The organism is Paenibacillus sp. J22P15 (genome assembly GCF_056269345.1).
Map to the genome: position 1 here is coordinate 143,824 of NZ_JBWDNT010000005.1, position 12,731 is coordinate 156,554.

The window sequence follows — 12,731 nt, forward strand, 5'->3', positions numbered from 1 at the left end:
AGCCTCCTAGATGAACTTGAGACCGAAATTGATGCTTGCTTTCATATTTCTGATCGTCATTCCGATGATTGGCCTCGGCATATTCTCATTTATTAATTCAGAGACGCTGCTTGAGAAAAAGTATAGTGAGCAAACAGAAATTTCACTCAGGGCAGTAGGAGGCAATATTCATTATTTCTTCCGAGAGCTTGATCAGCTCTCTGACGGTAATCTAACGAGCACTGAGGTACAGGACACACTGAGATACAGCAATTATAATTCAATAGATCCTGGTACGCTCATTCAGGTTAACCAAGCGGAGAAAGAAATGAAACGGATTTTGTTTCAACATCCAGCTGTTAGCTTTGTCGTGTTATATGCGAAGGATGGAACGATGTTTCGCTCGTACCGAAATGATCCGACTACGTTCAAGCCTATTTCCTTCGATATGCTCAAGCAGCATTCCGTTTACAAAGAGGTTATAAAGCTTGGGGGTCGTCCACTTTGGATTGGGCCTTATGAACAGCGTGAGTTGACAGGTGTTGTACCGCCTCTATTTACACAAATACGCGTTGTCAAAGATATTGAGACATTTAATGATCTAGGCGTTATGATTACGCAGTATAAAACAGAAGAAATATCGAGTATGCTCAAAACATTTCAAAACCCTCAATCCAACGTAGGTGAAACGAGATATCTGATCGTCAACAATTCAGGTCTTATTATGCTCGACAGCAAAAAAAAGATGGATGGTCGTAACATAAATGAGCAAACCAATTCATTGCCTCAGCTCACGAATAACTATAGCAGCGCTAGAGTAAAGTTCGAAGATGTAGACAGCCTAGTGTCTTCCTACCAATTGGATCGTAATGGATGGATTCTGGTGTCAATAAAGCCTTGGGACTCACTTACTAACGAAAATGTTCGGTTCGTGCAATGGATTGGCATGATTACAATACTTGGTTTGCTTTCGGCGGTGCTGTTCAACGTCTTTTTTGTGAATAGAGTAGCCAAAACGATCATTAAGGTTGTTCGTAAAATGCGATTGTTCGAGCAAGGCTTACTCGATATACGTGTAACTGCTCAAGGCAAGGACGAAACGGTGCTTCTAGCCAATAGCTTTAACAGTATGGTTGAAAGAATAGGCAATTTGCTTAATGAAGTACGCAGAGAGCAGGCGCGCAAGCAACATGCGGAAATGATGCTGATGCAGGCGCAGATTAAGCCGCATTTTCTGTTTAATACTCTCGAATCGATTAATGCGCTCGCCGCACAAAATGAAGGGGCAAAGATTATGCTTATGGTACGCAGGTTAAGCAATCTGCTCCGTACCAGCATGCATCAATCGGAAGAAATCAGGATAAGCCAAGAAATCGAGCATGTTCGAAGCTATTTGGAAATTCAAAAATATCGCTTCGAGGAGCTTTTCTCCTATGAAATAAATGTTCCTGAGGAAGCGCTTGATTTTACAATTTTAAAGCTTTCACTTCAACCGCTTGTAGAGAACAGCATTCAACACGGCTTTGACGGTTATGCGGATGGACAAGGTAAGATATCGATCGTTGTTATTGCTGAGCTTCATCAAATCGTCATCATAGTTAGTGACAATGGACTTGGCATGAATGCAAAGGTGCTAAGTAAGTTGACTGCAGAATCAGACCCGTACAACAAGGACTTTAATATTGCAGAAATAGGGGAAAGAAGAGGACTTGGACTCCGAAATGTTGCAGATCGTTTACGAATACATTATGGAGCAGCATTCGGTATGTGGATATGTAGTCAAGAGGGCAGCGGGACCGTGATTCGCTGTGTAATTCCGAAAAGCAGAGGTGATCAGCTATGACGGGGAGAGTGCTCCTAGTTGACGATGAGGCACATATTACGAGAAATTTAGAAAAGGTTATTCCCTGGGAAATGCTTGGACTTACTGTTGGAGGAACAGCTAAAAATGGTGTAGAAGCATTGGAGCTCATGGAGCAGCAAACATTTGATTTATTGCTTTGTGATATCCGTATGCCAGTTATGGATGGTCTGGAGCTCGTGCGCCATATTCGTGATAAAGAGATGACCTGCGATATTATTATGCTGTCGGGTTACCAAGATTTTGCTTATACGCGAACAGCGATTCAATTTGGTGTCAACGATTATATACTGAAGCCGATTCCTTATGATGAATTGACTGGCGTAATTGCAAGGATCATGTCCAGTCAGCGCAGTAAGCAGAAGCTGTTGCAGGAAGAGAAGCAGAAGCTGGGCCGTATGATCGATCTAGCCAGTGAGAAGATTTTGTACGATATTATTATGGACTATACCGATGTTACAGCAGACAATTGGCTGTTGACCGGAGACGAACAGCAGCTCAAGCGGCAGCAGTTCGTCTTAATTGTGCTCGATCTCGATGTAAGCTCGGAGAAAACGAAGGATTGGCGAGATTGGTCTGACAAAGAAAGAAAGCTATGGAACTTTGCTGTATGCAATGTGCTGCGTGAGAAGCTGCAGCAGAACGGGCTCCACCATGCGGTTATTCAAATTCGTGACGGCGAATGGTGTGTACTCATCGAAACGGAAAAAACGGCTGTTTTTGACATAGCATTTATTAAGAATTGGGCAGATATGCTGTTATCCGCGATCAAAAGCCATGTAAAGCTGAGCTTATTTGCTGGTATTTATCACGAGTTTGCTGCGGTAGCCGATTTATCCCAAGCTTATAAGCAAGTTCAGCAAGGGATGCAGCTTACGCCGGTCCATGATGTTATCGCTATTTATCCATCAGCTCTGCAAAATCCATCACAAGCGGATCAAGCGTTTTGGGATACAGCGGAAAAAATAATTGGAGCGGTTAAGCGTGGAGATACGATAAGCGTAGATAGCGAGCTTCAAAGCATTACGCTTCTCTTACAGCGAATGAACGAGCCATCTTTGAATCGTGTAAAGCCATTGCTTCATTTCTTTGTCCTGCATCTTATGCGGGAGATGAAAGAAATGGGTGTTTTCTCGCGCGAGCAAGAGGATATGCTTTGGCGCAGATTAGATCGGCGTTTTGGCATTAAGGATTTGTTATCTGTTATTCGTCAGGTAACGAATACGGTCTCAGAGAAATCAATGGATAAGAAAAAACAGTCGGAGCGTTCGATGACCGAAGCGAAAGCTTTTTTGGATCGCAATTTATATCGTGATCTGAGTGTAGAGGAGACGGCAACCCATGTCGGATTAAGCACCTCTTACTTTAGTTTATTGTTCAAGCAAACTTTCGGAGAAACATTCATTGAATATGTAACGCGGCAGCGGATGGAGAAAGCGAAGGCGATGTTGGGGGAATCACATAAAAGCGTTGCACAAATCGCGAAGGAAGTCGGGTATGCGGAGCGGCGTTATTTTACAAAAGTTTTCATGAAATATACGGGTGAGAATCCTACCGATTACCGCAGCAGGCGGCAAGAGGACGGTCAAAACGGTGAGCAAATGATTGATTAATTGCAATAAGCTTGATTAATGAAAGGATGTAGAAGAGAATGACGACAAAGCGTGAGTGGCAGAATTGGAGCCTAAAGAAGAAAATTGGACAATTATTTGTATTTGGTTTTCATGGCTATGAGCCAACAGAGCAAATACAACAATTAATTGAAGCGAACGGCATTGGCGGCACGATCTATTTTTCTCGCAATGTAAAGGATGCTAAGCAGGTGCATAAGCTAAGCGGCGAACTTCAAATCATAGCAAAGAAAGCGGGCAATCCTCCTTTATTCGTAGCTATTGACCAAGAGGGCGGTATGGTTGCGAGATTGGTTGATGGCGTCACGCTTATGCCTGGCAATATGGCTCTTGGTGCAACAGGGCAAGTAGAGAGTGCTAGGGAAACTGCACGCGTTTGCGGTGAGGAACTGCGTCAATTGGGTATTACGATGAACTATGCTCCTTGTATTGACGTGAATAACAATCCGGATAATCCGGTTATTAATGTTCGTTCATACAGCGATCGATCGGATGTGGTTGCTGAGCTTGGCGCAGCAGCCGTTGCTGGTTATCAGTCTGCACGAGTAGCAGCGACAGTCAAGCACTTCCCGGGACACGGTGATACGGCGGTTGATTCCCATCATGCACTGCCGATTTTGCTTCATGGCCGTGATCGCTTAGAGGCGATTGAGTTAAAGCCATTCCGTGCTGCTATTGAAGCGGGTACAGATTGTATTATGACGGCTCATGTTTGCTTGCCTGCACTCGATCCTTCTGGCGTACCATCGACTTTGTCAGAGCCTGTGATTACAGGTTTGCTGCGTAATGAGCTGAACTATAACGGCATCGTTGTAACGGATTGCTTAGAAATGGACGCGATTGATAAAAACTACGGCCCTGAGCAGGGAGCTATTCAAGCACTGCAAGCCGGAGCGGACATGGTGCTGATCAGTCATACATTTGAGAAGCAATGGGCTGCACTGGAAGCTGTTGCTATAGCTGTCGAGAATGGTGAGCTTCCCGAAGCTCGCATTAACGAGGCTCTTGATCGTATTATGACCCTGAAGGAGAAGCTTGAGCTTGATGAGCCTTTGCAGCCGTGGTCACAGGTCCAATGGGCAATCGGTACGGAAGTTAACAAAGCAGTGGCGATCAAATGGAGCGAGGCTTCCGTTACATTGGTCAAAGATGAAGGTTCCTTGCTGCCGTTAAGCCGTACGGAAAGCACACTTGTGCTATGGCCGGAAATTGTTCCAGTATCGGTTGCGGACGAAATGTTATCAGGAGACGGATCCTTAGGACATTTCCTTGGGGAGTATGGTGCTAACATTGTCGAACGCCAAATGAACGATGAGAACCCGTTAGCTGACTTGGAAAGTTTTAAACAAATCGTCGTTGTAACCTATGATGCTTCAAAGCATCCGGTGGAGCGGGATATCGCGCGTGAGGTTGTAAGGTTGGCGCCTGAGCGTACGATTGCTGTCTCCGTTCGGAATCCGCTAGATCTATTGCTGTACCCAGAAGTGAAGACTTACATGGCTGTATATGAGTGCCGTCCGCTGGCGCTTGCTGCAGCTGCGAGAGCATTGCTTGGTGACTTAAAGCCAATCGGGAAGCTGCCGCTCGAGATTTCTGCTGCATATCCGTACGGCTGGAGTGCTGCTGTTGACAACTAATATATGAATGTTATCATGCTGGGCCGCGAGTTATACTCGCGGTCCTTTTTGATAGCTAGCGGCGCTGAGAGTCAGCGGCTTGTGAGAATAAGCTAGCTACCCTAGGTTGTACGTTGCACAATCTACAATAGAAACCTCACATGATACGGAGTAAGTAGAGCTACATTGCAGATATGCAATAGAAAGAAGATAAAGATCGATAGATGCGATGAAAATGATGTTTTCTGCTGTAAAAACTACAATGTAGCTGTACACTACACGTTTTGAGGAGAAGTCTATTGCATAAAGTACAACGTAGCGGAGGGCAGTTACTGAGCTAAGGATGTACTAAATGAAAATGATGACGTAATCGCGTACGTTCTATGCTAGTTACAACCTTTATAAGGTTACTAGCGTTAGCGACAGATGAAACTATTGACCAATTAAATTGGAATAGGTTAAATCATGCAAAATATAAGCAAGGAAAAAGATGACACAGGGATTCTCATACCGATGCTGCACCTTCACAAGCTGTTGATAATAGGTTTCCGCATAATGAGGGTTGTTTCGCATCTCAAGGCTCGCTTTGATTAAAGCGTCCAGCTTGTCAGAAATATCGACGAGTTCACCGATTTCATCATCTGACTTACTGTGTACAATGAAATTTATCATATCCTCATGAAAAAATTGAGGCAGCTTATTAATCATAAATTGAGCTGTCTCTTTCTCATACTGCTCGAAGGCATGTTTGATGTCAGCGTTATTGTGCTTGAAATTCGATACGACATCACCCGATAATGCCTCGGGCAAATCATGAAGAGTAGCCTTAGCAAGCAGCTTATATAAATCGATATTTTGGTTGCCGAAGCGCTCGATTTCGAGTAATCCGTTAAATAAAGCTAATGAAGCTACGCGGAAGGAATGTGTGGCGTCATTGTCGGGAACGAGATTATAGCTTCCGTTCCATCTTTTTACCGTATCGAGGTTCATGATGTACTGTATAAATTCATATAAGCCCTCTTGCTTATTATATTCATCGAGCAGCCACCGAATGGATTGGAGCTCCGTGCCCATAAGGATTTGTTCGAGTTCTAGATGTTTGGCATGAAAGAAGGGGTTCGTATCGTAACGTGATTCTCTATGACAATATAAATAAGCGTCTAAAGTATCGATAGCGTCAACTAACCGGCCGATATGAGAATCATCCTGCGCATTAACGATGAAATCGAATGCTTGTCGCTGCAACGACTTGGAGAGATAGGAGACAATTTCTTTACTGAGTTCCATCTCGAAGTCTCGGATATGATTGATAACGAGTGATTCTTTTTTGGTAACATGCTTAATCGAGCCGGTTCCGGTGTTTTTGAGATCGCCCCATAAGCATCTGCCTAAAAGTTTTAGTTTGTCTAACGGATGGTGAAATACCTTTTCTTCAATGATTCCAATCAGGATGGACAAAGCAGCGCATCTAAAGCTGTGAGCAGAGGCATTGTCTTCAAATCGCGGAGCGTATTCGCTCCATCTAGGCACATATTGCATACGGATGATTGTATTGGTGAATTTACCGTTTTTCATAAATCGGGCTCCTTTTTTTGTGTAAGTTCAAGAGATTCCGTTCATGTGCGGAGTGTCTATGTTATTATATAGCTTATGTACAAAAACGACTAGAAGAGGTAAATGAGGGAAAGATCATGCGTGAATGGGGATTAGCTTTTAATCGGTTATTTGAAAAATGGATGTTTATTATTATTCCAGGTTCGTTAATACTTGGATTTCTATTTGCATCACAGCTTCAATCCTTTATAGGATGGGTGCCCTACTTATTTGCATATGTCACGCTGACGATGGCCATTGGCTGCGGTGTAGGTCAATTGAGAGCGGTCATGAAGCGCCCAGGCGTTATGGGCCTGACCTTCATAATTGCACATGTATTATCTCCGCTGGTCGCTTATGGTCTTGGCACTCTGGCATTCGGAGCCGATTCTCCATATGTGGTTGGTCTCGTATTGTTTACTCTTATTCCAATCGGAGTATCGACGGTGCTTTGGGTTGGGATGTCTGGGGGAAGTGTCCCGCTTATGCTAGCGATGGTCGTCCTGGATTCAGCGCTTAGTCCGCTAGTTGTGCCAGCAGGCATTCATCTGTTCTTTGACTCGGCTGTTGATGTGAAGGCAGGGCCTATCATTATTGATTTGCTCGTCATTATTGTGCTTCCTACTATTATAGGAGTTGCACTCCATCAGATGAGCCGAGGACGTATTCAAAGTGTCGTTCATCCTTATACGTCGCCGCTGTCCAAGCTTTGCTTTGTTGGCGTCGTCTCCTTAAATGCATCGGCTATCGCGCCTCATTTGGGGGAGCTGAAGCAGGACATGCTGCTGCTCGTGCCTATTGTTGTACTGCTGGTTAGCGCATGCTACGCTTTTGGCTACATAGGAACGGCACCGCTGCGTAATAGCGAGGAGCAGGTAACCGTATCGTATGCAACAGGGATGCGCAACATTTCTCTGGGCATCGTGCTGGCGCTCGGTTATTTTAGTCCGCTGGCGGCTGTGCCTGTCGTGTTGTCGATTCTAATTCAGCAGCCGCTTGCGACAGTGTATCATTACATTTTACAAAAACTTAACATGAACAAGACTAGCGAAAGCACAGCGACGCATGTACGATAAACGTTATGTGCAACATAAAAGTAGGGAGTGAAGCAGATGAACAGCTTTCGCACTAGGCTGACGCTCATCATGATTGCGATGATCGCATTATCGGTCAGTGCAGCAGGATTATTTATGGTAAAGACGTTTAAAGAAAACCATATAAACGCGCTTGAAGACAATATGGTGCGCGAGATGCAGATCATTTCGGCGAAAATGAATTGGAAGTCAGGTGAAATATCTACCTTATATGACTATTATACGAATGAAGCGAAGGAACTCGAGCGTTATACGGGTGCCCGCGTAACGTTTATTCGTAATGATGGTGTTGTCATTGGCGATTCGGATGTGGATCCAAGAGATATGGATAATCATCTTAACCGTACAGAAGTGATGAAAGCACTGGATTCGGGGGTCGGGAGAGCTATTCGGGCCAGTGAGACAGTTAAGCAAAATATGATGTACGTAGCCATTCCTGTAAAGGTTGTACCGAATCAAGCGCCTGATGTGATTCGTCTCTCGATGAGTTTGAAGGAAGTGGATGAAAGTATTCGCCAATTGGCGATGTTGCTATTCGCTGGCTTATTGGTACTTTTCCTCATTGCTGCATTTATTAGCTACCGCCTTGCACTCGGCCTGACAAGACCACTGGAGCAAATTACGAAGGTTGCTAAGCGGATCAAAAACATGGATTACCTAGCAAGGGTAAAGGTAACCAAGCAGGATGAGATCGGTGAGCTTGGCCATGCGATTAATTCAATGGCTGACGGCTTGCAAATTCAAATGTCACGAATTCAGCAAAACGAAAACCAGCTTGAGAGCGTCCTCGATAATATGATTAACGGAATTGTAATGATTGACCGTGACGGAAAAATTGTCCTGTTAAACAGACGTGCGGAGGAAGTGCTTGGTTTCTCTGCTCGCGAGCTGGTCGGACGCCATTATGCAGAAGCAAAACAGCAGTATGAGCTGTTGCAAATGATCCAAGAAGGTCTAAAGAGCAGGCAGCATTTGCGCGAGGAAATAACGTTCTACTTCCCAGAGGAGAGGCTGCTTGAGCTCAATTTGGTACCTATTCATCCGGAAGGAAATGATTTCTCCGGTGTCCTGCTCGTATTGCAGGACGTTTCAGCTATTCGCAGATTGGAGAGAATGCGGAGCGAATTTGTCGCCAACGTCTCTCATGAGTTGAAGACACCGATTACAGCAGTGAAAGGATTCGCGGAGACGCTGCTTGGCGGCGCAGTGAACGATGAAGAAACAGCCCGCTCGTTTTTGCAAATCATATTTGATGAGAGCGACCGACTTAATCGATTGCTCGGTGATATATTAGAATTGTCGAAAATCGAGTCTCGACGCGTACCACTCATATTCTCTCCTGTAGAAGTGGATACATTCGTGCACAAATCGATCAAGCTTATGGAGTCGGAGGCTGCTCGCAAAAAAATTGAACTCAGCATGAGTGTTGAGCCGGGTTTATATGTCGAGGCCGATGAGGATCGCTTGCGTCAGATTATTATGAACCTGCTGTCGAATGGTATTAACTACACACCTGAGGGCGGCCGGGTTTCGTTAAAGGTTGAGGGGCTAGGCGAAGATCATATTATTATCCAAATTACGGATTCCGGCATCGGCATCCCGAAGAAGGATTTGCCGCGTATTTTTGAACGTTTTTATCGTGTAGATAAAGCAAGGTCACGCAGCTCAGGCGGTACGGGGCTTGGATTATCGATTGTCAAGCATCTCATTGAACTGCATAAAGGTACGATAGCGGTAACGAGTGAGGTAGGGGGCGGTTCAACGTTTACAATCGAGCTGCCAGTACTGCAATAGAAAAAGTTTTACCTATTCTTCACGAAACCATGATAAACTATGTTTAAAAGTTTTAAATTTGCGGATGCGGCGTCTATGGCGCCGCTATTCGCGAGGTTGGAGGTAACATGTCGCATAAAGTGCTTGTCATTGAAGATGAACCGACATTAGCAAGACTTTTGTCGTACAACTTGACCCAAGAGGGCTATGAGACGACCGTTATTGATCATGGCGGGGAAGGCTTGCAAACCGCTTTGCAGCGCAATTTCGATTTGGTCATCCTTGATATCATGCTTCCAGGCATGAATGGCTTCGAGATTTTGAACCGTCTTCGTCAAAACGGCGTCAGAACACCGGTTATCATTTTAACAGCTCGGAATGCAGAGGAAGAGGTTGTACAAGGACTGAAGCACGGTGCTGATGATTATATTACGAAGCCGTTTGGCGTAGCCGAACTTCTTGCACGTGTATCAGCGGTGCTGCGTCGTACTCAGCTAGATGATAGCAAGCCGATTGAATCAACAGAGAAAGTCATTACAGCAGGAGATCTTTCTATTTATCCAGAGAAGTATGAGGTTATATTGAACGGAGATACGATTCCGCTTAGACCAAAGGAGTTCGAGGTTCTGCTTTATCTCGTGCAGCGTCCAGGCATGGTCATTACGCGTGATGATCTAATGAACGTTGTATGGGGATTTGATTATATTGGTGGTCAGCGTACGGTCGATGTTCATGTAAGTTCACTTCGGAAGAAGCTCGAGCTCGGTCAGCAATCCGTCCAAATCGAATCCATCCGTGGTGTAGGTTATAAGCTCGTAATGCCAAAAAAGCTCGTTACCCCGAAATTGTAGGGTGGACGAGCTTTTTCTAATGGTTAGATTATTGCCGATTCCACACAAGCATTTTTCGCTGGAATTGCTTTGGTGAGCAGTCGTTATATTTTTTAAACATTTTATAGAAATGTGCCATATTTGGCATCCCGATTAACTCGCCAACCTCTGAAATGCTTAAATCCTTCGTCAGCAATATTCGTTCGGCCCATTTCACCTTACGATAATTCACGTATTCCGTGAACGATAAACCGATCGTTTTTTTGAAATATTTAACAAAGTAGTAATAGCTCATATTGGCTATTTTGCAAACCTCTTCGACCTGAATACGATCAGTCAAATGATTCTCAATATAATCAAGTACAGGCTTAAGGCGAATTCGTTCAAAATTATCTTGTTCAATCAGCACTTTTCGGCTGTCGTTGCGGAGCAGAAGTAACAATATTTGTTTGACTAAAACGCTGACTGCCAGCTCGTAGCCCGTTTCCTTATGTGTAGTTTCATGCAATAACTGCTGAATGCAGGAGACCGTTTGCTGCTTTACTTCACTATTTTCTTCGAAAATGTAATTCGCTTTGCTAAGCGGTGTTTGAGTCTCTGTAAAATAACGCATATAAGGAATAGTACTTTGATCAAAAAAAGACTCGAGATCAAACTGAAGCACGATATAATCGAGTGTGTTGTGGCTGCGATCGGAATGGAGCTCGGATGCTCCGATGAGTACGATGTCTCCAGATGTAAGATGGAAGCTTTCCTCATCTACGAATACGTCCAGATCGCCCTCAATAATAAGCAAAAGCTCAACCTGCTTATGATAATGCCAGTTCGTATACCCGCCCAGAGCGCGAATGGATCGAAAAATTCGCAGCGACAGCAGCGGGTTCTCATAGGCGACTTTCTCATTTACGGCTTCCAATCTAAAAGTACCCCCTTGGTGCTGCATAACAATATCCTTATTGTAGTGAAAGCCTATATTATTAGCAATAAGGAGGAAGCATATCTTGTGTAAAAATGAACAACAAGCAAGAGAGGGCTGGACGACATATGGAACTCGATTCAATTAAAGATTTGAAATTAAACAATATACTGCTGCTCGATCGAATGAATGCGTTGGATGAATCGGATGTGTTATATTCTTTCGCGCTTGATGAGCTGTTATGCAGAAAAACAGGGCAAGGCGGACCTGCAATCTGTCATATATGGCGTCATCCGAGAGCTTTTGTCATGGGTTTGCGAGACAGCCGATTGCCAGGAGCAGCTGATGCTGCGCATCTCATGGAATCGGAGGGCTGGTCTACTGCGGTGCGTAATTCGGGCGGTGCGGCTGTACCGCTTGATTTAGGCGTCATTAATATATCACTGATTATGCCGAAACCGACGCTTGATTCTTTTCACTTTCATGATGATTTTGAACGAATGTACGGACTAATTCGACTTGCGTTGAAGGAGACAGGCTGTCAGGTAGATAAGGGGGAAATAAAAGGAGCGTATTGTCCCGGAGAATTTGATTTGAGCATTGATGGATTCAAATTTTGCGGGATTGCTCAGCGTCGGCAGACACATGCTTTTATCGTACAGGCCTTTATTGTGGCGGATGGTTCTGGGCAGGAACGTGCAAGTTTCGTACGATCCTTTTACGATAGAGCAGCAATAGGGGAGTTCGATAGTGATTATCCAGTGGTGACGGATGAAAGCACTGCGAGTTTGGAGCAATTGACTCCGCTCGGCCTTGGGGCTGGGCAAGCTTTTGCAGAGGCAATAAAAGGAGTAATAGCATCGCAGCAAACGGAAGCGGGTATGAGAGAAGCGGAGTCGAATCTGCTCATGCCGTCTAGAGAGCAGATTTTGGAAATGGCTGCGGTAATGCGTGCGAGGTATGCGATACAAGTGCAGCCATAGCATATTAACGTTCCGTTTTGCGAATGATTTGATTGATAACTTCCGAGAATACGAGTCCAATCGCAATAGCACCAGAGATCATGAACGCCTCAACAGCAAGCTGTACGGCAATATCATATTGATCTTCAACGACGTTTCTCATCGCATCATAAGCAAGTCCGCCAGGCACTAAAGGGATGATGCCAGACACACTGAAGACGATGATGGGTGTTTTGTATAATTTAGAAAATAGCTGACTAATTACGGTTACGACAAAAGACGCGATGAGTGTAGCAGGAATTGTATCGAGTTCAAGTTCTAAACAAGAAATATAAATGAGCCAGCCAATCATGCCGACCGCTCCGCAATGGGCAAGCGTGCGCTTCGGTACGTTGAAGATGAGACCGAAAGCCGCTGAAGCAATAAAGCTTGTGAATAACTGTTCGAGAATCATCAACGAGATACACCTCCGAATG

The 12,731-nt window shown here is 44.6% G+C and carries 10 protein-coding genes; 7 read left to right on the forward strand and 3 right to left on the reverse strand.

The annotated features are described in order from the left end of the window. Positions 1-10 precede the first annotated feature (10 nt). Genes AC0YN6_RS14355 through AC0YN6_RS14365 form a run of 3 tightly spaced genes read left to right on the forward strand, consistent with a single transcriptional unit; the run spans position 11 to position 5,108 of the window. Positions 11-1,822 (forward strand): cache domain-containing sensor histidine kinase, encoded by a 1,812-nt coding sequence (locus AC0YN6_RS14355; RefSeq protein ID WP_475747634.1) that lies wholly within the window; start codon positions 11-13, stop codon positions 1,820-1,822. Next, entirely contained in the window at positions 1,819-3,453 is a 1,635-nt protein-coding gene (locus AC0YN6_RS14360) for a response regulator transcription factor (RefSeq protein ID WP_475747635.1), read from the forward strand. The genes AC0YN6_RS14355 and AC0YN6_RS14360 overlap by 4 nt, the downstream gene beginning before the upstream one ends. Before the next feature lie 38 nt (positions 3,454-3,491). Next, positions 3,492-5,108: a glycoside hydrolase family 3 protein gene (locus AC0YN6_RS14365; protein ID WP_475747636.1), complete on the forward strand. Its 1,617-nt coding sequence runs from the start codon at positions 3,492-3,494 to the stop codon at positions 5,106-5,108. A 411-nt stretch (positions 5,109-5,519) separates the two neighbouring features. Here the strand turns inward: AC0YN6_RS14365 and AC0YN6_RS14370 are convergent, their stop codons facing one another. Further along, positions 5,520-6,662 (reverse strand): YfbR-like 5'-deoxynucleotidase, encoded by a 1,143-nt coding sequence (locus AC0YN6_RS14370; RefSeq protein WP_475747637.1) that lies wholly within the window; start codon positions 6,660-6,662, stop codon positions 5,520-5,522. Between the two features lie 116 nt (positions 6,663-6,778). Here AC0YN6_RS14370 and AC0YN6_RS14375 point away from each other — a divergent pair, with 116 nt between their 5' ends. From AC0YN6_RS14375 to AC0YN6_RS14385, 3 genes are all read left to right on the forward strand, one after another. Continuing rightward, on the forward strand, positions 6,779-7,756 hold the full coding sequence (locus AC0YN6_RS14375) for a bile acid:sodium symporter family protein (RefSeq protein ID WP_475747638.1): 978 nt from the start codon (positions 6,779-6,781) through the stop codon (positions 7,754-7,756). A gap of 36 nt (positions 7,757-7,792) precedes the next feature. Beyond that, positions 7,793-9,568: a two-component system histidine kinase PnpS gene (pnpS, locus tag AC0YN6_RS14380; protein ID WP_475747640.1), complete on the forward strand. Its 1,776-nt coding sequence runs from the start codon at positions 7,793-7,795 to the stop codon at positions 9,566-9,568. Between the two features lie 107 nt (positions 9,569-9,675). Then, entirely contained in the window at positions 9,676-10,398 is a 723-nt protein-coding gene (locus AC0YN6_RS14385) for a response regulator transcription factor (RefSeq protein ID WP_475747642.1), read from the forward strand. A 28-nt stretch (positions 10,399-10,426) separates the two neighbouring features. Here the strand turns inward: AC0YN6_RS14385 and AC0YN6_RS14390 are convergent, their stop codons facing one another. Beyond that, positions 10,427-11,293, reverse strand: coding sequence for an AraC family transcriptional regulator (locus AC0YN6_RS14390; RefSeq protein WP_475747643.1), 867 nt, complete (start codon positions 11,291-11,293; stop codon positions 10,427-10,429). 128 nt (positions 11,294-11,421) lie between these two features. Here AC0YN6_RS14390 and AC0YN6_RS14395 point away from each other — a divergent pair, with 128 nt between their 5' ends. After that, entirely contained in the window at positions 11,422-12,276 is an 855-nt protein-coding gene (locus tag AC0YN6_RS14395; RefSeq protein ID WP_475747644.1) for a lipoyl protein ligase domain-containing protein, read from the forward strand. 4 nt (positions 12,277-12,280) lie between these two features. On the opposite strand, the gene AC0YN6_RS14400 is transcribed toward AC0YN6_RS14395, so the two are convergent. Further along, positions 12,281-12,709 (reverse strand): threonine/serine exporter family protein, encoded by a 429-nt coding sequence (locus AC0YN6_RS14400; RefSeq protein ID WP_475747782.1) that lies wholly within the window; start codon positions 12,707-12,709, stop codon positions 12,281-12,283. Positions 12,710-12,731: the final 22 nt, after the last annotated feature.